The sequence below is a fragment of the Caballeronia sordidicola genome, assembly GCF_001544455.2.
Taxonomy (GTDB): Bacteria; Pseudomonadota; Gammaproteobacteria; order Burkholderiales; family Burkholderiaceae; genus Caballeronia; species Caballeronia sordidicola.
Genome location: NZ_FCOC02000031.1, coordinates 1 through 21,247, shown reverse-complemented (window position 1 = coordinate 21,247; position 21,247 = coordinate 1). Strand labels below are relative to the sequence as shown.

Genomic DNA, 21,247 nt, shown 5'->3' with positions numbered 1-21,247 from the left:
CTCCATTCGCTCGCCGCGCGCTCAACCCTTCGGATCGGTCGCGGCCACGAGCGCGGGCGCCTGCGCCGTGCTCGCCAGTTCGTCGCTGGACCATCCGCCGCCCAGCGCCTTGACCAGTTGCACGTTCGCGCTCAACTGCCGCGTCTGGATGTCGAGCACGGCTCGCTGGGCGTCGAGCGCCGCGGTCTGCGCCTGCACCACGTCGAGATAACCCACCGCACCCTGCCGATACCGGTTCAGCGCCAGATCAACGGAATGCTGCGCCGAGTTGCCCGCGTCGCGTTGCTGTTCGAGCGCCGTGCCGAGTTCCTGAAGCAGCGAAAGGTTGTCTTCGATCTGCTGGAACGCCGACAACACCACGCCTCTATAGCGCGCGCCGGCTTCATCGGTTGCCGCTTTCGCCGTGTCGAGCTGTGCGCGCCGCAAGCCGCCATCGAAGACGTATTGCACGAGCTGCGGACCGATTGCCCAGAAGAGATTCGGTGCACTGATCAATCCGGCGTATGCGGAACTCTGCAAGCCGCCCTGCAGGCTCAACGTGATGGACGGAAAATAGGCCGCGCGCGCCACGCCGATCTTGGCGTTCGCTTCGGCCACGCGGCGCTCGGCCGCTGCAATATCCGGACGGCGCTGCAACAACGTGGACGGCAACCCGGCCGGAATCACCGGCAAGGTGATCGACGCGGTCTGCTGCGGCAAGCTGAATTCGGAAGCCGACGCGCCAATCAATTCCGCGATCGCGTGCTCGATCAACGCGCGTTGCGCCAGATTCTGCGACAACTGCGATTTCGCCGACGACAACTGCGTCTGCGCGCGCGATACGTCGAGCCCGGAAACAATCCCGCCGCCGTGCAGCGTTTGCGTAAGCTGCAACGCGCGCGCGAACGCCGCGACGGTGTCGGTGAGCAACTGGGTTTGCTGGTCGAGACCACGCAGACGAATGTAGCTATCGGCGAGTTGAATCTGCAAGCTCAATTGCACGGATGCAAGATCGGCCTTCGATGCCTGCTCTTCGTCCTTGCCGGCCGCCACCGAATCACGCACGCGGCCCCATAAATCAAGGTCGTAATCGATTTCACCGCTCAGCGTGGCGGAGTTGTATTCGTCGGGACCGCCTGCACGCAGGGGCCGGTTACGCGACTGCTTGTCACGCTGCGGGACCGCGCTTGCGGTGATCTTCGGGAATAGTCCCGCCGAGACCTGATCAACAAACGCCTGCGCCTGCCGGTAATGCGCAAACGCCGCCGCAAGGTCCGTGTTGTTCGCGAGCAGGCGCTGTTCGAGATCGTCGAGCCCGGTGTCGTTGTAGCTCTTCCACCAGCCGGTGCGGCTCAGCTGGTCGGCGGGTTGCGCGCTGATCCACGGTCCCGTTGTCTTGTATTGCGCGACTACCGGCGTGGGCGGCACATGATAATCAGGCGCCAGCGAGCAGCCAGCCAGGACGCAAACCGCGGCCACCAGCGCCGGAGCGCGTAGTTCAGGCATCCTAGCCATTTGCGGACACCTTCTTGGCGGTGCTGGCGACCTGCACGTGATCGCCATCGACCAGACCGTCAGGCGGAGTATCGATCACACGATCCGTTGCGGCGAGTCCCGAGCCGATCTCCACCGAGTCGCCGAAATCGCGATTGATCGTCACCTTCTTGAACACGACTTCGCCGTTCGCGCCGAGTGTTGCGACCATCAGGCCGCGTGCATCGAACACGAGCGAACTGGCGGGCACGCGCACCGCGTTTTGCTGTACCGGGAGCTTGAATTGCAGGCTCGCGAAGCCACCCGGCAAGAGTTTGCCGGCCGTGTTATCCACGAGTAATTGCACCAGCGTCGTTCCTGACGTTGCATTGACCGAGTCCGCCGATGCAATCACGCGCGCCGTGAAGCGCTGCCCCGGATATTCCGGCACGGTGAGCGTGGCGGTCGTGCCGGCGCGGACATCGGGCGCATAGCTTTGCGGCACCTGCACATACACGCGCAGTTGCTTGACGTCGGAGACCACGAACAATTCCTGCCCAATACCGCCGCTGCCCGCATTGATCAGCGCGCCCACGTCCGTATCGCGGGCGGTCACCACCCCGTCGAACGGCGCGATGATGCGCTCGAAACCCTTGGTCGCAAGCAGGCGGTCCACGTTGGCCTGCGCGGCCGCGACCGTGGCTTTCTTCGCGGTGTAGTCGCCGGTGCGTTCATCGACTTCCTGCTGGGCGACCGAGTCCGAGCCGAGCAGCGCCTGCCAGCGTTTTGCGGTCGTGCCGGCAAGCGCCGCGTTGGCCTGAGCGCTAGCGAGGTCCGCGCGCGCCTGCAGCAACTGCTGGTCGAGTTCCGGCGACTCGATCACTGCGAGCAGTTGACCGGCCTTGACAGGCGTGCCGATATCCACGCTCCACGACTTCAGATAGCCGCTCACGCGCGCGAAGATCGGAGCGCGTGAATACGCTTCCAGATGCGAAGGCAGGTCGAGCGTCGGGCCGTTCGCCGCGCTGACAGGGTGAATCACCGTCACGGTCGGCACCGTTTGCGCGGCGGTCCAGGTCTTGAGGTTGCGGGCATCGACGGCGCGCAGCGCAACCCCTGCGGCCACGACAATCAACGCAACGGCAACGCCGACCACGGCGATCACGACTAGCCGGCGGCGCGGCACGGGCGGGTTATTGGTGATAACAGGTTCAGACGACATGAGCAGGACCTCCCGTAACGGGTGTCGGGGCAATCGCGCGGCCAGGGCGCGAGTGAATGATGCAGAAGATCACCGGGACCAGGAGCAGCGACGCGGTGGTGGCGAAAATCAGGCCGCCGATCACGGCGCGGCCAAGTGGTGCGTTCTGTTCGCCGCCCTCGCCCAGCGCAAGCGCCATGGGCGCCATGCCGATGATCATGGAGAGCGCGGTCATCAGCACCGGCCGGAAGCGGGTGAAGCCGGCTTCGAGCGCGGCCTTGAATGGGTCGCCGTGTTCGGCGAGCCGCTCGCGGCAAAAGCTGACAACGAGAATGGAGTTCGCGGTCGCGACGCCCATGCACATGATCGCCCCGGTCAGCGCCGGCACGGACAATGTAGTGTGCGTTGCAAACAGCATCCAGATGATGCCCGCGAGCGCGGCGGGCAACGCGGTGACGATCACGAACGGGTCGGCCCACGACTGGAAGTTGACCACCACGATCAGGTAGATCAGCACGACCGCGCCGAGCAAACCGAAGAGCATGCCGGCGAACGCGCTGTTCATGGTCTGCACCTGGCCGAGCAACGCAATCGACGAACCCTTCGGCAACGCGCCCGCATTGTTCTGCACGATGCGCTGGATGTCCGATGCAACCGCGCCCAGATCGCGGTCCTGTGTGGTGGCGAAGATCTCGACCATCGGCTGGATGTTGTACTGGCTCACGACCGCATTGGTGTTCGCGCGCTCGACCGTGGCGAGGCCGCCGAGAATCTGGCCGCTGCTTTGCAGGCTCGACGTGATCGGCAGGTTCTGCAGCGACGCAAGGGAATCCAGGCTGTATTGCGGCGTTTGCATCACGATCGGATACGACACGCCGTTCGCATTGTTCAGCCAGAATGTTGGCGCGACCTGGCTCGATCCCGCGAGATTCACCACCAGGCTGTTCGTCACGTCGCGTTCGTTGATGCCAAGCAGTTGCGCGCGCGTGCGGTCCACATCCACGTTGAACGTCGGCGAGTTCTGCGCTTGCTGGATGCGTGCGTCGACCACGCCGGGAATCTGGCGGATCTCGCGCAACAGGCGGTTTGCATAGGCGAAGTTCGCAGGCAGGTTGTTGCCGCGCACCTGCAAGTCGACCGGCGCAGGCGAGCCGAAATTCAGGATCTGGCTGATGATGTCGGCAGGCGGAAACGAGAACGTCACGCCGGGATAAAGACGCGGCAGTTTCTCGCGCATCTGCCGCACGTAGTCATCGGTTGGATGATGATTTTCGTTCAGCGCGATCTGGATATCGCCGTCCTGCGAGCCGATGGTCCCCGTGTTGTTGTACGCGAGGTTGATACCGCTCACGGGCAAGCCGATGTTGTCGACCATGGTGCTGAGTTCAGCGGGCGGAATGATCTGGCGAATCGACCCTTCCACGTCGGCGAAGATCTGCGCGGTTTTCTCAACCCGCACGCCGACCGGCGCGCGCACGTGCAGCAGGATCTGGCCCGCGTCCACCGACGGAAAGAAGTTGCGGCCGAGCAAGGGCACGAGCGCGAACGAAATCAGCACGAAGCCGAGGAAGCAGCTCACGAACGGCGCACGATGGTTCAGCGCAAGTTCGAGCAAGCCGTGATAGCCTGCGCGAATCTTCTCGAAGCGCCGTTCGAACCCTTGCTGGAAGCGTCCAAGCGGTCCCGGACGCTTTTTCTCGTGCGCGTCTTCGCTGAGGTCATGCGGATGCAGCAGGTATTTCGCCATCGTGGGCACGAGCGTGCGCGACAGGATGAACGACGAGATCATCGCGAAGATCACGGCCTCCGCCATCGGCACGAAGAGAAAACGCGCTACGCCGTTGAGGAAGAACATCGGCACGAACACAATACAGATGCACAGGAGCGCAACGAACGCCGGCGTGACGATCTGCGCGGCGCCGTCGAGGATGGCTTCTTCAACCTGTTTGCCCTGCTCCAGATGCCAGTTGATATTTTCGATGGTGACGGTCGCGTCATCCACAAGAATACCCACCGCGAGCGCCAGACCGCCGAGCGTCATGATGTTGAGCGTCTCGCCGAGCGCGGACAAGGTCGCGATGGAGCCGAGAATTGCGAGCGGAATCGAGGTCGCGATGATCACCGTCGAGCGCCAACTGCCAAGGAACAGCAGGATCATCAGGCTCGTCAGCGCGGCGGCGATCACGCCTTCGCGCGCCACGCCGCTGATGGCCGCGCGCACGAACAGCGACTGGTCGCCAATCGGTGCGATCTGCAGCGCATCGGGCAGCGACGCCTTTGCATCGATCACGTGCTGCTTGATGCCGTCGATGATCCCGAGCGTGGATACCGAGCCGTTCTTCAACACCGACATCAGCACGGAGCGCTTGCCGTCCACGTGCACGATGTTCGTTTGCGGCGGGCTGCCGTCGCGGACATTGGCAACATCATGAATATAAACGGTCGTGCCGTTCACCGCCTTGATCGGCAGGTCGCCCAGCGCCTTGATGGCGGACGGCGCGTTATTCAGTTGCAGCGTGTACTCGTGATCGCCGATCTTCTCCGTGCCGATGGGCGTCAGCAGGTTCTGGCTCGCCAGCGCGTTCGCCACGTCTTGCGCCGACAGGCCGCGCGCCTGCAGGGCCGCCGGGTTGATGTCGATCTGCACCTGGCGCGACTTGCCGCCGAACGGGTAAGGAATCGATGCGCCTGCAACGGTGACGAGCGCCGGACGCAACTGGTTCAGCCCGAGGTCGCCCAGGTTTTGTTCCGACAATCCCTTGCCCGATAGCGCGAGCTGGATGATCGGCACCGTCGATGCGTTGTAGTTCAGTATCAGCGGCGGCGTGGTGCCGGGCGGCAACTGGCGCAACTGCGTCTGCGCAACGGCGGTCACTTGCGCGTTGGCATTGCTGATGTTGACGCCTGGCTGGAAGAAGATCTTGATGATGCCGAAGCCGTTCACCGATTCCGCTTCAATGTGCTGGATGTCGTTTACCGTCGTGGTCAGCGAGCGCTCGAACGGCGAGGTGATTCGTCCAACCATCTGGTCGGGCGGCAAACCCGTGTATTGCCATACGACGCTGATCACCGGAATGCGGATATCGGGAAAGATATCGGTGGGCGTGCGCAGCGCCGAAAGCGGTCCGATGATCAGGATCAGGATCGCCAGCACGACAAACGTGTAGGGTCGCCGCAACGCGACACGTACTAGGGCGAGCATGTGAATTCCAGGACTTGGGATTGAACCGGCGAGCGCCGTGGAGCCGCCTCGCACGGCAATTTGCAAGAAGCGGCCGCAATCATTCGAGCGGCCCGTGAAATACGCCGGGCAGGATCGTTCTGGTCACGACGGCCTGTACAACCGCCGGAAGCGAACCAAATTGATCCCGGTTTTAATTTGTTTGGAATCTCGAGCACCATAAATGTCAGTCGAGCGGAATTGAAATAGGTCTCGCATGCCTTTTGAAAGTCATTCAAACAGGCAGGTCGAAATCAACGCATCGCCATGGCAATTGAATTCGCTAAAGCCCCGACGATGCAGGAATGTACACAAACGAAAATGAATTTGCAGTGACCGTCCGCACCTTGGGACAAAAATTCGATCGTGCGGCACTGGTACCCCGCCAGCGGGCCGCGTCGACAAAATCCCGCTTGGCGGAGTGTACATAGTCAGTACATCGCGAAGCTGGCAGTTTTGCCATTTTCGGATTCGGAGTTGTTCGGGCAATTCTTGTCGCTGAGTTTGCGTTCGCATGAATGCGATTGCTAGCGAGAAATTCATATTTCGGTATCCGTATTACCTATGTAAAAACGATCGCACGCGCAGGCAAATTCCATCGAATTAATGCTAACGTGACTATTTTTCGACCTGCTTCGGAGTCCCCGGAACGAACCAAAATTCATAACCATATGTGTCCGGGAACGTCACGGAATCACGATAAGGTAGCCACTGCCGCTTGCCGCTTGCCGCTTTTGCCACATAACACATTGGAACAAGCTTCCGCGACACTTGATATTTATTACCGGGAAACGCTGGCAGGCCGAACCACAGTACGTGAAGCTGTTAACTCATCCTTGACCTGTCTGCGCGGACGGTCTATACCAGACACTCAACCCAGCCTTTCATACGCATGAACAGTCGGCCGTCGCAAACGCCCGTCGTTGAAGGCCGCGTTTCCGGATTTAAATGCGTGCCGGCTCGCTACGTCTTGTAGTTGGCAGCCGATGCACGCCGCCGTCATGGATCGAACGCGCTGCGAGGAAACAAATGAAAAAGACCTCCCGTTTGAGCAAACCTCTCCGGCAATCGCCCAGACCCCTCATGACATCGCTTGACCGCGAATAGGCCGCAGCCGGCAATTCCCCCGTCGCGCATCACGTTTTCCCGTAGTTGCAGTCACTAAAAACGAAGCAGCATCTCAGGAGACGAACACATGAACGCAGCGCTCAAGCTTTTACCCATTGCCCTCGGCGCAATGCTCGCCGTCTTGCCCTGCGCCTACGCAGCGCAAGACAACGTCAATACGCTGTCGAATTTCCAGCAGACGGGTAACACCGCCCCCGCCGAGCAAGTGCCGCAGTCCGGCCAGCGCGCCGACGCCCTGCGCGAGAATCTCAAGGCCATCAAGCTGCCGCCGGGCTTCAAGATCGACTTGTATGCGGTCGTGCCGGAAGCGCGCCATATGGCTATCGAACCCTCTACAGGCGTGGTCTTTGTCGGCACGCGCAAGGCGCGCGTCTGGCAGGTGACGGACCGGACCAAGCGCCGCGTCGCGGACGACGTGGTCGCGTTTGCAAGCTCGGTGACCTTCAAGGTGCCCAATGGCGTGTGCTTCTCGCCCGACGGCGTGCTCTATGTTGTCGAGCAGAACCGTGTGCTCGCGTTTCCCGCTGCGCAGTTCTTCGGCGAAGGCGGCAGCGACGTCGCGGCCGCCGTCGTCGTGCCGCAAGGCAAGCTGATCCCCACGCAGTTCGAAAGCTTCAATCACGGCGCGCGCACCTGCCGCATCGGCCCGGACAAGAAGTTGTACATCACGCTCGGGCAACCGTGGAACGTGCCGCCCAAGGACAAACTCGCCGACCTTGACCGCAACGGTCTGGCGGGCATTATCCGCATGGATCAGGACGGCAAGAATCGCGAAATCTATGCGCACGGCATACGTAATTCGGTTGGGCTAGACTTCAATCCGAAAGACAAGACGCTGTGGTTCACCGACAACCAGGTCGACGGCATGGGCGACGACATCCCGCCCGGCGAACTCAACCGCGCGACAAAGGCGGGCGAGAACTTCGGTTTCCCGTGGTATGGCGGCGGGAAGGTGCGCACGGTCGAATACAAGGACGCGACACCGCCTGCTGGCATCGTATTCCCGCAGGTGGAAATGGCGGCGCACGCGGCTGACCTCGGCATGTCGTTCTACACCGGCAAGATGTTCCCGGCGAAGTACCAGGGCGGGATCTTCGATGCGCAGCATGGTTCATGGAACCGCACGAAGCCAATCGGCGCGCGCATCATGTTCACGCCGGTCAAGGACGACGGCACGGCGGGCGAGGCAGAAGTGTTTGCCGAGGGCTGGCTCACCGCGTCGGGCGAATACATGGGCCGGCCGGTCGATGTACAGCAGTTGCAGGACGGGTCGCTCCTCGTCTCCGATGATTTCGCCGGCGCGATTTATCGCATCTCGTACACGGGCGGCAAATGAAGAAGACCTTGACGATGATAACTGCGGCGGCGTTGCTGCTCGCCGCCGCGTGGCCGGGCCGCGCGGCGTTCGCGGGCGACGTGCAGGCCGGGCGCGCGAAAGCCGTGCAATGCCAGGCATGTCACGGCATTGACGGGCTGTCGAAGATTCCCGACGCGCCCAATCTGGCCGGACAAACCGAGGAATATCTGGTCAAGGCGCTGAACGATTTCAAGTCCGGCGCGCGCCAGAACGAGATGATGACAATGATGGCCAAGCCGCTTTCAGATACCGACATCGCCAATCTCGCCGCGTATTACCACAGCCTTGGACGGCCCTGACGCGGCGACAAATTACGGTGGGAACGGGTCAGTCAGTCAGTCAGGAAATGCGACTTTCATTCCCACCGGAAAACAATATCCGCGCGCTCGCGCGTTGATTCGATAAGCGCCGCATTGACTTCATCGGTTTGCTGCACCCATGTCCTTGCAGCATCTTCGTCGCGGCCAAAATGCATGTGCCGCGCGATCAGCCGCTGCACGCGCAGTTGCCGATCGACATCCACATACCAGGCTTCGTCGAGCAAGGAACGAACCGCGTTCCAATGCCCGCGCTGCAACAGCAGGTAATTGCCTTCCGTAATCACGAGCGGCACGTCCGCCATGACGGGAATCGCGCCGGCAATCGGCTCCTCGATCTCGCGGCGAAACGTCGGTGCGTAGATGATTTCGCCTTTGCGTTGCGCGCGAATCCGGCTCAACAACGCAATAAAACCGGCGCTGTCGAAAGTATCTTCCGCGCCCTTGCGCGAGGCGCGCCCAAGACGTTCGAGCTCGACATTCGCGAGATGAAACCCGTCCATTGGCACGACAACGGCGCGGCCGGGAAACGCATCGAGAATGGCCTGGGCCAGCGTCGATTTTCCCGCGCCCGGCGCACCCGCGAGACCGAGAATGCGGCGCTGGCCATAGTCAACAAGGTGCTGCAACCGTTCTAAAAAGCGGTCTTCGATCATCGGCTCCATCCAGGATAATGTGCAAAAGCAACTGCCGGGCAACGCCTGAACACGATACCGGCGAGCGTGGCGGCCTGCTTCGTCAATGGTGCGCGCGGGCCTTCGCCGCAGCATTGATGCCACCGGCCATGAACGCGCGCGCATGCGTTGCCAGATCCATGCTGTCTTCCCACAAGTTGCGCCAGATCGCCAGCGCATTCGACAACTGCTCGTTCACCACAGTCGAAGAGAAGCTCTCGAAGGTCACCACGCCTTTGTAGTCGATCATGGCGAGTGCGTGGAAAAACTGCGCGAAGTCGATAGTACCCGAGCCCAGATAACCGCGATTGCTTTCGCCAATATGAACATAGCCAAGGCGTTTGCCGCATGCGAGCACGGGCTGCATGAAATCCGATTCCTCGATGTTCATGTGATAGGTATCCAGATGCACGACCACGTTGGGTGCATCGACTTCATCCAGCATGTCGAGCGCTTGCGAAGCCGTGTTCAGCAAATTGCTTTCGTAGCGGTTCACGACTTCCAGGCCGAGCGTCACGCCTTTTTTCAACGCGAAGTCGGCGATGCGCTTGAGCGAGTCCACCGCGTGCCGCCGTCCCTGCGGCGTGATCGGCGCGGAATATTTCGCCATCGCGCCATACAGGATGCCGCCGAAATACGTGCCGCCCAGTTCGGCGGTGATGCTGACGCCCTCTTCCAGCAGCGCGAGACCGCGCACGACCGATTCGGGATTATCGCTGGAGACGTCTGCATCGAAAGTTAGACCGCGAGAACAGCCGATTTCCAGACCGTGTTCCTGCAGCAAATCACGCGTCAGCGACAGGTCCATGACCTTCGGACCATGAAGCGATAGTTCGACCAGATCAAAACCGGCCGCCTTGGTCTGGCTGATGACCTTGCGGGTCGATTCCGGCGTGAGATCGCCGGCCCATACCAATGCGTGGACGCCCAACTTGTTCATTGCGAAACTCCTTTTTGTAGCGACCGCGCGCCAGCGGACCCGGGATTGAAAATAACCATAGCTTTGGACGGAATCGAGAACAAACTAATTCTTGCCGGTGCAAAACCTCTTAAATGCTAAATCCATTCAGCTAAATTTGAAAAACGATGCTGAATCCATTCAGCCATCCGGTCAACGCTCGAATACCCTAATATGGCGAGCCACCGAAGTACATCAGCCTTCCTGCTGCAAACGGACGAATCTGAAAAGGAAAACAAGATGACCCGCACCGCTGCTGGACGCAAATCCACGATCTACGATATTTCCAGGGCGACCGGTTCGTCGGTGGCGGCGGTGAGCATGGTGCTGAACGGCACGTGGACGCGATATCGCATCAAGGAAGAGACCGCAAACCGCATTCTCGAAAGTGCGCAGCAACTGGGCTACAACGTGAATATGGCCGCACGCGGGCTGCGGTTATCGCGCTCCGGGCTTGCCGGCATGATCCTTCCGCATTATCGAAACCGTTTTTTTGCGGGGCTGGCCGAGACCTTTGAAGAGCAAGCCAGGCGCCGCGGCCTGTGCCCCGTGGTCGTGAGCACGCAGCGCGATCCCGCGGTGGAAGGCAGCGTCACGCAGACGCTGCTTTCGCAACGCGTCGAAGTCCTTTTTATCGCGGGCGTGCGCGATCCTTCGCCGCTCAACGCGCTATGCGCGGCGGCGGGGGTTCCGTGCATCAATGTGGACTTGCCGGGTGCAGACGCGCCGTCGGTCGTCTCCGATAACCAGGGCGGCGCTCGCGCGCTGACCGACGTGCTCATCGGCAAGATGCAGGCTCGCGGCGACGCGGCTGAGGAGCTGGTGTTTCTTGGCGGTATTGCGAACGAGTACGCGACGGAAAAGCGTATAGCCGGATTTCGCGAGGCCTTCGCGGCACGCAATCTGACGCCCTCACTCGATGCCGTGGAATGCTGCGGCTATCTCGCAGCGGATGCGCGCCGCGCGCTCGCCCGGCGGGTCGAGCAGCTCGGCCGCCTTCCTGCGGGCTTGCTCATGAACTCGATTACCGCGTTCGAAGGGCTGGTTCAGTTTGCATCGCAATTACCTCGCGAAGCGTGGCAGTCCTCGGTGTTCGGGTGCTTCGACTGGGACCCTTTCGCGGCGCACCTTCCCTTCGATGTCACCATGATGCGCCAGGACGTGGAGCGCATCATCGCGCAAGCGTTCGCCCTGGCCGATGCGCATGACCCGGCTACACGCCCGCTCGTGATCGTACCGACGGACTTCGGAAGGCTGCTCGACCAACACGACGCCACCCGCTAGTCCATCGCACACGTGGGTTCGAGGCGTACCTGATCGGACGCAGAAACTGAGACATCTCGGTAAATACCCCAGGATTGACCTGGCATCTCAAAATCTTCGATAATTAGTCACATTGTGGACGTAAGTCCATATTATGGACAATTATAAAGGTCGCCCATGCCAGATATCGTCAATACCTATCCCGCCACCATGCCGTATCAGTTGCCCTTTCCCAAGGAGGCGCAGAAGGAAGTCGTGGTGCCGTTCGCCATTCCGACCGATGAACGCGTGTGGGTGCCGCAAGCCGAAAACGTGTCGTTCCGCCCACTGTGCCTCAACGCTTCGCAAGGCTACTGGATGAACCTGCTGCGCGTGCGCAAGTCGGGTGTCCTGAGCCGGCATCGTCATCCGCAAGGCGTTCACGGGTTCGTGTTGAAAGGGCGTTGGAAGTACCTCGAACACGAATGGACCGCAACGGAAGGAAGCTACGTCTACGAGCCTCCCGGCGAAACCCATACCTTGTACGTGCCCGATGACGTCGAGGAGATGATCACGTACTTCCAGGTGAACGGCGTGATGTTCTATTGCGATCCGTATGGCAACTACACCGGCTACGAAGACGTGTTCACCAAGATCGAGATGTGCCGCAAACACTATGCATCGAACGGTTTGGGCGAAGACTACGTGGACCAGTTCATTCGATGACCACGGCTTCTTCTTCGCACGCGAGATATGACTTCGCTGGACGCGTGGCGGTCGTGACAGGCGCGGCCGGTGGAATCGGCCGGGCGATTTGCAAGGCGTTCAGCGCCAACGGTGCGTACGCGGTGAACTGGGACCGGATCGCGGGCGACCTTGGCACGCCAGATGCGCCCGCGCATTTTCATGTCGATATCACCAACCCCGCTTCCATTGAAGCGGCGCTTGCCGCTACCATCGACCGGTATGGCCGCGTGGATTACCTTGTGAACAACGCGGGCTTTGCCGGTTCCACACAGCCGCTCGACGAATGCGATCCCGCCGAATGGCAGCGCGTGATCGAGGTCAACCTGCTGGGCACCTATCACGTGAGCCGGATCGTGCTGCCGGTCATGCGCGGGGCGCGTACTGGGCGTATCGTCAATATTGCGTCGCTTGCAGGCAAGGAAGGCACGGCGAATGCATCGGCTTATAGCGCGGCAAAAGCGGGTGTCATTGCAATGACGAAGTCGCTTGGCAAGGAGTTGGCGCAGACCGGCATCCTGGTGAACGGCATCGCGCCCGCAGCGGTGGAAACGCCCTTGCTCGAGCAGATGGCCGCGGCCCACGTGCAGACCATGATCGATAAAAGCCCCATGGGCCGGCTCGGCACCACGCAGGAAGTAGCCGCCCTCGCGCTCTGGCTATGCTCGGATTCCTGCACCTTCAATACGGGTGCGACGTTTGATCTGTCGGGAGGACGCGCGACCTACTAAGCGTGGGTCTACAAGCATCACGCGCCAACAAGAAAGCAGTCATTGCTCAAGACACATTCCATGCAGGAGACAAGCATATGCTTCAGAAATCCCCACGCCTTAAGCGCACGCAGATAATCGCGGTCACATTCCTGACCATAGCGGGTATCGTCAATTACCTGGACCGTTCAACGCTGTCCATAGCGAATCATTCGGTCAGCCAGGAACTGCATCTGTCCGCTTCGCAAATGGGCTTGCTGTTGTCGGCGTTTTCGCTGGCGTATGCATTCGCCCAGCTTCCTGTAGGCGCCCTCCTTGATCGCTTTGGTTCACGCGCCATGCTCGGACTCGGCATGCTGATATGGTCGGTCGCGCAGCTTGCGGGCGGCTTCATTCAGTCGCTGAATCATTTCCTCTCGGCGCGTATTATTCTCGGCGTGGCGGAAGCGCCCTTGTTTCCAGCGGGCGCAAAAGTCGTGAACGAATGGTTCGCCGTGCATGAACGGGGCCGTCCGACCGGGACTTTTGTCGCGTCCTCGACCATTGCGCCGATGATCGCGCCACCGCTGCTGACCGTACTGATGCTTTCATTCGGATGGCGAACTATGTTCGTCATCATGGGCGTGCTCGGCATACTGGTTTCGATTGGCTGGTACATGACGTATCGCAACCGCGATGAAGTGGCGCTGGACGAATCGGAGATTGCTTATCTGGAGTCGGATCACAAGGTCGAGCCGCGCGCAAAAGGCGTGAGTCTCGCCGAATGGGGCAACCTCTTCAAGCTGCGCAATACGTGGGGCATGATCTTCGGCTTCATGGGCGTGATCTATATGGTGTGGCTGTATTTGACGTGGTTGCCGGGCTACCTCGAAAACGAACGTCACCTGAGCATTGCGCATACGGGCTGGCTTGTATCGATACCTTATGTTTTCGGGACCATTGGCATGGTGTCAAGCGGTTACATTGCGGATCATCTGCTCAAGCGCGGCATGGCGCCCATTCGCAGCCGCAAGTGGCCGGTCTGCATTGGGCTGGTCGGCGCCGCTGCGTTCACGGTGCCGGCGGCTTATACGCCCAGCACCACGCTCGCCATTGTCTATATCTCGCTCGCAATGTTCTTCGTCAATATGTCGAGTGGCACCGCATGGGCGCTCGTCAGCGTGGCGGCGCCACGTCATCTGGTGGCATCGTTGGGCAGCATGCAGAACTTTGGCGGCTATCTTGGCGGATCGTTCGCGCCGATCATCACCGGCATTGTGGTCGACCAGACGCATTCGTTCGTCAACGCGCTGTTGATCAGCGCGGGCGTCGCTTTCGCCGCTGCGCTGGTCTATTTGTTCGTGGTGAAAGAGGTCGCGCCCGACGTGCTGCCCGCTTCAATCGAGACACAGCCCTCGTAAATTTTATTCTCAGGATTGGACATGACTTTCAAGGATAACGTGCTCGAAGGCAAGGTGGCGCTGGTCACCGGTGGCCTGTCCGGCATTGGCGCAGCCATTGCCAATCATCTGGCGCAGCTTGGTGCGCACGTGGTGGCGGCAGGCTTGCCGCTTGCAGCGGAGGCGCCGGATGGTTTGGCGCCGGCCGTGCGCAAGGTCACGCTCGACGTGCGTTCTGCAGCGAACGTAAGCGCCGTGCTCAAGGAGTTCGACCGGCTCGATATTGTCGTGAATTGCGCGGGCGTGATCCGGCGCGGAGCCGAACACGAAGTCGACGTATTCGAAGACGTTGTCGATATCAACCTGCACGGCACCATGCGTGTCTGTTCCGGTGCGCGCGCGTTGCTCAAGGCATCGTCGGGATGCATTGTGAATACGGCGTCGATGCTGAGCTTTTTCGGCGGCGGCCTCGTGCCCGCTTATAGCGCGAGCAAGGGCGCGATTTCGCAACTGACCAAATCGCTCGCCATTGCCTACGCTGCGGACGGCATTCGCGTGAATGCGGTTGCGCCGGGATGGATTGCCACGCCGTTGACGCAGGCGCTGCAGGAAGATACGGGCCGCTCGCAAGGGATTCTCGATCGCACGCCCATGAAGCGTTGGGGCGCACCTGAGGAAGTTGCGCAGGTTGTGGCGTTTTTGTGCACGCCCGCGGCGTCGTTCATGACCGCCGCTATCGTGCCCGTGGACGGCGGGTATCTGGCGGCATGAGTTTCGAAGCTAGAGCTGCGCTTCAATAGCCGCCTTGTCTATCACCGACCATACCTCCGCAATCTTTCCTTCCCGAAACTGATAGAAGACATTCTCCGCAAAGGAAACCGTCTTGCCATTCACAGGAAGGCTGAGAAATCTTCCCTTTGGCGCGCACGTGAAGGCGAGCCGGCTTGCTATAAACGGAGGATCGGCGATCAGCAATTGAATGTTGAAGTGGAGGTCCGGGATTTCATCGAAGTCTCGTTCCAGCATCTCACGATATCCAGCCAGGCCGAAGCGTTTGCCGTTATGGGACGCATCGTCATGAACGAACTGTCCGAGTTGCGTCCAGTCCTGCTTGTTCAAGCAGGCAATGTAGGCTCGGTAGAGGTCGGAAAGCTCGCTTTTTTCCATTGCAATTCCCCTGATCGATCAAGACGGTTCTTCGAAGCGTGACGCCTCGCGCTTCGCGGATCCGCTCAATATACCCGCTCGCGACCAGGGACGTGCATTGCGGGGGCAAGGGCTACGCAACATCGAATGCCGCAACCACGCCCTCCATTTTCAGCGCCTGTTCCTTTAGCGAAGCGCTAGCTGCAGCCGCTTCTTCCACCAGCGCCGCATTCTGCTGTGTCACGCGATCAAGCTGCGCGATCGCCACATTGATCTGTTCTATGCCGTCGCCCTGTTGCGCCGATGCGCCTGCGATCTCGTTGATAATGACATCCACACCGCTAATGGAAGCGATCACGCTCTGGATCGCGGCATCCGCTTCATGAAACAGCGTCGTGCCGCCGCGCACGCCTTCAGCCGAGCGCTCGATCAAACCCTTGACGTCTTTCGCGGCTACCGACGTACGATGCGCAAGCGTGCGCACTTCTCCCGCGACGACGGCGAACCCTTTGCCCTGATCGCCCGCACGCGCTGCTTCCACTGCGGCGTTGAGTGCAAGGATATTGGTCTGGAACGCAATGCTTTCAATAGTCGAGATCATTTCGCCCATCTCGCTAGAACGTTTGGCAATCTCGTTCATAACGGACACGGCGCGCGTGATGATCTCGCCGCTGCTGCCTGCCTTGGCCGATGCATCGCGGCTCAGCGCGCCCGCTTGCCGCGCGTTGTCGGCATTGTGGCGCACAGTGGAAGTGAGCTCCTCCATGCTCGCGGCGGTCTGCTCGAGCGACGCCGCCTGCTCTTCCGTTCGGCGCGACAAGTCGAGATTGCCCGAAGCGATCTCTTCACTGCCCGCAAGCACCGACCCGGCGGTGGCTTTTGTCGAAACGATCATGTCGTTGAGCGCCATGAACAGCGTGTTGAGTCCGCTTCGAATCGAGGCGATCTCGTCGCGGCCGTCAACAACGAGCCGATGTCGCAAGTCGCCTTCGGCGGCGCGCGCCATGCATGCGGCGATCTCGTTGACATCTTCGCTCGTGCGTTTCGCGAACGCGATAAAAAGGTAAAGCGCAAGACCCACGGATACCACGCTAAGCGCGCTCATGGTCCACACTTTGCGCGCTTCGGCGCCAGCCCGCTCTGCAAGCAGGCTACCAAGCAAGGCGGAAAGGCGTGTATGCGCGCTATAAAGCGAATCGACAGCACGGGTGCCCATGGCGAAATACGCACCTGCATCCACCGTGGCCGCGCCCGCATCCGACGCAAGGCTTGCGACGGTTTTCCCGAAGGAATCGAAGTCGTCGAAATCAGAATTACCCAACTGATTCTGCGCGGCGGAATCGTCGAGGGCACGGCGCACGCGCACGAGATCCTGCCGCACGTTTTCCATCTGGTCACGCAGCATCATTGCGTGCACGCCAAGCGCGCCCCGATCCGCGGGATTGATCTGCGCGCTGCTGAGTGCCGCTGTACCCTTGCCCCGTGCGATCGCAGCCATTTCCGCAGCCGCAGGCAACGATACAACGACAGTGTTGATGAGGTAATACGTTGCAGGCTCTGGATCGAGCGCGAGCCTGGAGCTATCGGCCAGGTCGGCGGTGAACGCAAAGATTGCACGAACCAGCGCGGTGTGTGCGTCGAATACATCCTTCGCATTCGCCGACAACGGCATTGCCGCGAGCTTCGCGTATTGATCAGCGAGTGTATCGACCTGAGCCTTTACGCTGAAGGTTCTTGTGGAGGCGGCCTGAGCGCTCAAGGCTTTCAGCAAGTGGTCGGATTCGGCGTTTGCGGTGTTGAAAGCGGAACGCATGCCTTCGTTGCCTGCCATGACCCCGGCACTTGCGCCTCTGCGTTTTTGTACCGACTTGATCAGCGCCTGACTCGTGCCGAGCAATGCCACGCCCTCTATTTCCTGCTGCGTGGATGCATAGGCGTGATCGGCGTCGCGCAGCGTGGAGAAGAGGCAAACTGAAAGCGGCAACAGAAACAGCAGCGCGAGAACAACGAGCTTTTTCGGCATGGTCAGCCGGCCCATCAGGACCATGCCGGGTGCAAACAAACGCATATCGAGTCACTTCCTTTTAGGTCAGGGTTATGGGGGATAACGGCGCTGACGTTCACAACTGAACAGGCCCATCAACGGAAATTTTGCGATGCACAAACCCTGTGCTTTTTAAGTGGCTTAATCTTCTTCACGGCACGTATCTGGTGCATTAAACTGCGCTTCCGGTGCATTGCCGACACCGCGTACTCGCCCAGGCAACCGCTCTTCGAGGTCTTATGAATTCCGGCTTGCGCAGCGTGCAAATAGAAGATCATGATCGAGCCATTACGTTTGCCTGCATCGTTCAATATCCGACACTGGCGGCGGCGTCGGGGACAACACTCGGCCCCTACACATTCGACGCGACACTGGACGCTCCGATTGCGTCGGGCCTGTTTCCCGTATGTTTGATATCGCATGGTGGTGGCGGCTCGCACCTTCTCTACCGGAGCATTGGTACTCATCTTTCCAGGCGCGGTTTTATTGTGCTCAGTCCGGAGCATCCGGGCGACAACAACAACGATCGCTCCCTCTCCAACACGGACGAGTCTGCGGTGGCGCGTCCGCGTCATATGTCGCTTGCCCTCGACGCTCTGCTCGCGGATCCATTCTTTCGGTTGTCGGCGGATGCCTGCCGTGTCGGCATAGTGGGGCATTCGATGGGCGGATTCACGGCCCTGGCACTCGCTGGCGGCCATGCCTGGTCGCGTTCCGGTCAGCCACTGCCGGTCACTGCAGACAGCCGTATTGGAGCCGCTGTTTTGCTCGCGCCGGCCACGGACTGGTTCATGGTGCCCGGAGCGCTTGACAGCGTAGTCACGCCGTTACTGGTGATGGCCGGAGAGCGCGATCCGGTTATGCCACCTGACGCAATCCAGCGTGCCTTGGCACGATTGCCGGCGGGCACGCCATTGGAAATGATCGTCGTACCGGGCGCGGGGCACTTTTCTTTCCTGTCGCCCTTTCCCGTGGCAATGCAGCGGGCGGACTTTCCACCTGCTTCAGATCCGGAAGGGTTTGATCGCGAGCAGTTCCATGAAGTGCTTCCGGTCTTGGTCCACGATTTCTTGGTGCGGACTCTTGGCGTGCGCTTTGACGAATAGCCGATGTGCGCCGCGATTCGTTATCGTTGAAGGACAAGCACTTTCAGACAAGCGATTTAGTCGTCCGCATGCGCGCAGGAGACACCTGTCATGCGGCCCAAACGTGCCACCACCCGTTCGACCACAGGCGCCCACTCCCCAGGCTTGGGCTGCCTGAAAAGTTCGACCGAGTCGTACCATGGTTGCGCTTGCGCATCGCCCCAACACCAGTGCGATACATGATCGAGCATCGCGAACACGGGGCGACCCAGCGCGCCACCCAGATGCAATGGAGCGCTATCGATCGTCACTGTTGCGTCAAGCGCTGTGATGTGCGCGGCAACGTCGTCGAAACCATTGGTATAGCGATCGGTCAGATCGCACACTCGATAACCTCGATCAAGCAAAGCCATGGAGTCGTTGGAGCGACCCGGCGTCAATGGATAGAACACCACATTCCGCATAGCCAAGACCGGTTCCAGGGCGGTCAATGCGATCGAGCGTTTTGCGTCGCGCCGATGCGTGGGATCGCCGCTCCAAACCAATCCAACATGCAGCGCGCCCTCGTTTGAGCTGAGCCGTTCGCGCCAAGTCTTCACTTTGCGAGTGTCGGCAACCAGATAGGGTACACCGCGCACTTGGCTCTTTCGCAGGCGTATAGCGTGGGGGACACTCATCATGGCCAGTACATAGTCAGGTGTGCCCAGCAACTTATCTTCGATCGCGACGCAATTCTCATAAAAGCGTAAAAACAACGGCTGCAATGAGCGACGCACTGCAAGCCTGAGCGTGCCGCCTGCCTGACGGATTTGCGCAGCCAATGCCGGAATGAAACGGACCATCTGGATATCATCGCCGCTGCCCTTTTCGCTATAAACGATCAGCGTCTTGCCAGCCAACGATTCTCCCTGCCAGCGTGGGGCCAAGGAGGCCATAACATGGACGACATTGTCCGAAGCGCGATCGGCAGTCGTCAGGCGTTTTTCAAATCGCGGCCATGCCGCAGACCAGAAATCCCGGCGTAATTGGAGTTCTGCCAGGTCGGCGGACGCCTGGGCGTTGCCAGGATCTAGCTTGAGTGATGCATGCAATACAGCCTCGCTGTCTCGGTAGCGTCCCTGCTCAGCGAGATAAAGGCCGATCGCGGCAACCACCTTGCTATTGCCCGGTGCGGTGGCATTGACTGCGCGCATCGTCGCTTCGGCCGCAACAGCGTCATTGTCGCGTTGCCATTGCGCGTGACTGAGTTGCCAGGCAATTTCAGCGTTGGCCGGTTCCCGCGATAGAACGTCTCGACAGACTTGTTCAACGCGATCCCAGTCCCGGCTCTCGCGATATGAGATTGCCAGTTCCAGCGGCAACGCCTGATCAATCGCAGGATCGCGCGCGTAAGCGCGCTCAAGTGCCGCACAACGCTCCGCCCGCGCATCGTCGCCGGGCAACTGCGCCAACGCCGAAGCCAGCCACCACGCTGCCCGCGAATCTTCACTTTCTAGTTGCTCATAAGCACGAAGCATCGCAACTGTTGCCGACAACGCGCGTTGGCTGATCAACCAGTTGATCCACCGGATGCTTAAGGCTGCTCCGAGCACGGCGACGGCTCTCTCGCTATATCGACGGGTCGCGGCCGGGTTGCCGAGCGCGTCGGAAAATAACGCGATTCGTGCATAGCGCGCGCCGTTGGCCGCCTCGGGCTTGATCGCCGATTCATCTCCGCCTGACTCCGATAGCTCGTCGGCGCTTATGCGTACCTCTCCACGCAGTTGAGGCGTGATGCTGGAATGGTTCACTGCCGCGTCGACTCCCCGGTTACGCAGCAAGTGCCAAACGGCGATAACTGGATCAATTGTGTTTGATAGTTCCGACTCGGGCATGAACGTGTGATTGGAGTAGTTAATATGGATCCACGCGTAAAAAGCGCGATGCTTCGCTCCCAAACATTCGGTAACAAGAAAAATAAACTGACGAGCGGCTCGCGAGCAGTTTAAATTACGTTTCTTTTTCCGTATCTTGAAATTCGTTTGATACACACAGGTCAACACAGGTCGTCGCACACTGGCCGCCGCGTTCATTGCCGTTTTCTGATGAAGACGTGATTGACCGGACCGCCAAAGATCAAGAACGAGGTGAAGGCAAAGGCACACATCACTGACACTTGATAGACATGCCTATCTTATTGGCCGGCAAATGTTGATAAATCCAAGCAGCGTACGGTCAGCGCGCGCGTAAATGTCTGCATGAAAGCTGCCGTCCCTCACAGTTGACTCGGACCTTTCGCGGCACTAACGCGGGCGCTTTTCATAATCACAATCTTTATCTCAATGTGGTCAGACTTGGCTTCTGATCAGCAGAACTCGCCAGTTGTTATTATTTTAGGATCCCATATTATCTTAAGGTGCCATGTAAAATCATGTCGAAGAAAATCCGTTCAACCGATCGCAGACCCTGAGTTCAGCTCGCCCATAAAAAACGCGAGGCTCCGACCTGCCGGAAGCCTCGCGTTCTGTGCTGCATATATGCCGCTATCTATCGATCAGTTCTTGATCAAACTCAGATAGTTACCGCTCGGATACGCCGTGTTCAGCCACGT

Annotated in this window: 16 protein-coding genes; 8 read left to right on the top strand and 8 right to left on the bottom strand. The window is 60.0% G+C overall.

Translation table 11 applies throughout. The features are described 5' to 3' along the window. Positions 1-21: 21 nt before the first annotated feature. The 3 genes from AWB64_RS28680 to AWB64_RS28670 are packed head-to-tail and all read right to left on the bottom strand — an operon-like array spanning position 22 to position 5,855. A complete protein-coding gene (locus AWB64_RS28680; protein WP_060858798.1) occupies positions 22-1,485 on the bottom strand; it encodes an efflux transporter outer membrane subunit in 1,464 nt (487 codons plus the stop codon). 1 nt (position 1,486) lies between these two features. Next, positions 1,487-2,674, bottom strand: a complete 1,188-nt coding sequence (locus AWB64_RS28675) for an efflux RND transporter periplasmic adaptor subunit (protein WP_060858797.1) — start codon at positions 2,672-2,674, stop codon at positions 1,487-1,489. Further along, positions 2,664-5,855, bottom strand: coding sequence for an efflux RND transporter permease subunit (locus AWB64_RS28670; protein WP_060858796.1), 3,192 nt, complete (start codon positions 5,853-5,855; stop codon positions 2,664-2,666). Before AWB64_RS28670 ends, AWB64_RS28675 begins: the two co-directional genes overlap by 11 nt. Before the next feature lie 1,213 nt (positions 5,856-7,068). On the opposite strand from AWB64_RS28670, the gene AWB64_RS28665 reads away from it, so the two are divergent. Beyond that, complete coding sequence (locus tag AWB64_RS28665) at positions 7,069-8,337, top strand: PQQ-dependent sugar dehydrogenase (RefSeq protein ID WP_060858795.1); 1,269 nt, start codon at positions 7,069-7,071, stop codon at positions 8,335-8,337. Further along, positions 8,334-8,657 carry a c-type cytochrome gene (locus AWB64_RS28660; protein WP_082850673.1) on the top strand — a complete coding sequence of 108 codons (324 nt, stop codon included), beginning with the start codon at positions 8,334-8,336 and terminating at the stop codon, positions 8,655-8,657. Before AWB64_RS28665 ends, AWB64_RS28660 begins: the two co-directional genes overlap by 4 nt. A 56-nt stretch (positions 8,658-8,713) precedes the next feature. Here AWB64_RS28660 and AWB64_RS28655 read toward each other — a convergent pair whose 3' ends face one another. Then, positions 8,714-9,331, bottom strand: a complete 618-nt coding sequence (locus AWB64_RS28655; protein ID WP_060858831.1) for a nucleoside/nucleotide kinase family protein — start codon at positions 9,329-9,331, stop codon at positions 8,714-8,716. Positions 9,332-9,413: 82 nt separating this feature from the next. Further along, entirely contained in the window at positions 9,414-10,289 is an 876-nt protein-coding gene (locus AWB64_RS28650) for a sugar phosphate isomerase/epimerase family protein (protein WP_060858794.1), read from the bottom strand. 258 nt (positions 10,290-10,547) lie between these two features. Here AWB64_RS28650 and AWB64_RS28645 point away from each other — a divergent pair, with 258 nt between their 5' ends. The 5 genes from AWB64_RS28645 to AWB64_RS28625 all read left to right on the top strand — a co-directional run bounded on the left by AWB64_RS28645 (position 10,548) and on the right by AWB64_RS28625 (position 15,153). After that, the gene (locus AWB64_RS28645) at positions 10,548-11,591 is read left to right on the top strand and encodes a LacI family DNA-binding transcriptional regulator (protein WP_060858830.1); all 1,044 of its coding nucleotides are present in this window, start codon (positions 10,548-10,550) and stop codon (positions 11,589-11,591) included. 156 nt (positions 11,592-11,747) lie between these two features. After that, positions 11,748-12,275 carry a 2,4'-dihydroxyacetophenone dioxygenase family protein gene (locus tag AWB64_RS28640; RefSeq protein WP_060858793.1) on the top strand — a complete coding sequence of 176 codons (528 nt, stop codon included), beginning with the start codon at positions 11,748-11,750 and terminating at the stop codon, positions 12,273-12,275. Continuing rightward, positions 12,272-13,024: an SDR family oxidoreductase gene (locus tag AWB64_RS28635; protein ID WP_060858792.1), complete on the top strand. Its 753-nt coding sequence runs from the start codon at positions 12,272-12,274 to the stop codon at positions 13,022-13,024. Before AWB64_RS28640 ends, AWB64_RS28635 begins: the two co-directional genes overlap by 4 nt. 77 nt (positions 13,025-13,101) lie before the next feature. Continuing rightward, positions 13,102-14,403 carry an MFS transporter gene (locus tag AWB64_RS28630; protein WP_060858791.1) on the top strand — a complete coding sequence of 434 codons (1,302 nt, stop codon included), beginning with the start codon at positions 13,102-13,104 and terminating at the stop codon, positions 14,401-14,403. 21 nt (positions 14,404-14,424) lie between these two features. After that, positions 14,425-15,153 (top strand): SDR family NAD(P)-dependent oxidoreductase, encoded by a 729-nt coding sequence (locus AWB64_RS28625; protein WP_060858790.1) that lies wholly within the window; start codon positions 14,425-14,427, stop codon positions 15,151-15,153. 9 nt (positions 15,154-15,162) lie between these two features. Here AWB64_RS28625 and AWB64_RS28620 read toward each other — a convergent pair whose 3' ends face one another. After that, on the bottom strand, positions 15,163-15,549 hold the full coding sequence (locus AWB64_RS28620; RefSeq protein WP_060858789.1) for an ester cyclase: 387 nt from the start codon (positions 15,547-15,549) through the stop codon (positions 15,163-15,165). 112 nt (positions 15,550-15,661) lie between these two features. Then, positions 15,662-17,596, bottom strand: coding sequence for a methyl-accepting chemotaxis protein (locus AWB64_RS28615; RefSeq protein WP_244164240.1), 1,935 nt, complete (start codon positions 17,594-17,596; stop codon positions 15,662-15,664). A gap of 215 nt (positions 17,597-17,811) precedes the next feature. Here AWB64_RS28615 and AWB64_RS28610 point away from each other — a divergent pair, with 215 nt between their 5' ends. Continuing rightward, positions 17,812-18,678 carry an alpha/beta hydrolase family protein gene (locus tag AWB64_RS28610; RefSeq protein WP_060858788.1) on the top strand — a complete coding sequence of 289 codons (867 nt, stop codon included), beginning with the start codon at positions 17,812-17,814 and terminating at the stop codon, positions 18,676-18,678. Between the two features lie 56 nt (positions 18,679-18,734). On the opposite strand, the gene AWB64_RS28605 is transcribed toward AWB64_RS28610, so the two are convergent. Beyond that, positions 18,735-20,729, bottom strand: a complete 1,995-nt coding sequence (locus AWB64_RS28605; RefSeq protein WP_244164239.1) for a tetratricopeptide repeat-containing glycosyltransferase family protein — start codon at positions 20,727-20,729, stop codon at positions 18,735-18,737. Between the last annotated feature and the right edge of the window lie 518 nt (positions 20,730-21,247).

Coding starts and splice junctions, on each gene's coding strand:
- AWB64_RS28635 (WP_060858792.1), top strand. CDS start 12,272: ATGACCACGGCTTCTTCTTCGCACGCGAGATATGACTTCGCTGGACGC.
- AWB64_RS28615 (WP_244164240.1), bottom strand. CDS start 17,596: ATGCGTTTGTTTGCACCCGGCATGGTCCTGATGGGCCGGCTGACCATG.
- AWB64_RS28665 (WP_060858795.1), top strand. CDS start 7,069: ATGAACGCAGCGCTCAAGCTTTTACCCATTGCCCTCGGCGCAATGCTC.
- AWB64_RS28680 (WP_060858798.1), bottom strand. CDS start 1,485: ATGCCTGAACTACGCGCTCCGGCGCTGGTGGCCGCGGTTTGCGTCCTG.
- AWB64_RS28620 (WP_060858789.1), bottom strand. CDS start 15,549: ATGGAAAAAAGCGAGCTTTCCGACCTCTACCGAGCCTACATTGCCTGC.
- AWB64_RS28650 (WP_060858794.1), bottom strand. CDS start 10,289: ATGAACAAGTTGGGCGTCCACGCATTGGTATGGGCCGGCGATCTCACG.
- AWB64_RS28630 (WP_060858791.1), top strand. CDS start 13,102: ATGCTTCAGAAATCCCCACGCCTTAAGCGCACGCAGATAATCGCGGTC.
- AWB64_RS28605 (WP_244164239.1), bottom strand. CDS start 20,729: ATGAACGCGGCGGCCAGTGTGCGACGACCTGTGTTGACCTGTGTGTAT.
- AWB64_RS28610 (WP_060858788.1), top strand. CDS start 17,812: ATGAATTCCGGCTTGCGCAGCGTGCAAATAGAAGATCATGATCGAGCC.
- AWB64_RS28645 (WP_060858830.1), top strand. CDS start 10,548: ATGACCCGCACCGCTGCTGGACGCAAATCCACGATCTACGATATTTCC.
- AWB64_RS28640 (WP_060858793.1), top strand. CDS start 11,748: ATGCCAGATATCGTCAATACCTATCCCGCCACCATGCCGTATCAGTTG.
- AWB64_RS28625 (WP_060858790.1), top strand. CDS start 14,425: ATGACTTTCAAGGATAACGTGCTCGAAGGCAAGGTGGCGCTGGTCACC.
- AWB64_RS28660 (WP_082850673.1), top strand. CDS start 8,334: ATGAAGAAGACCTTGACGATGATAACTGCGGCGGCGTTGCTGCTCGCC.
- AWB64_RS28655 (WP_060858831.1), bottom strand. CDS start 9,331: ATGATCGAAGACCGCTTTTTAGAACGGTTGCAGCACCTTGTTGACTAT.
- AWB64_RS28670 (WP_060858796.1), bottom strand. CDS start 5,855: ATGCTCGCCCTAGTACGTGTCGCGTTGCGGCGACCCTACACGTTTGTC.
- AWB64_RS28675 (WP_060858797.1), bottom strand. CDS start 2,674: ATGTCGTCTGAACCTGTTATCACCAATAACCCGCCCGTGCCGCGCCGC.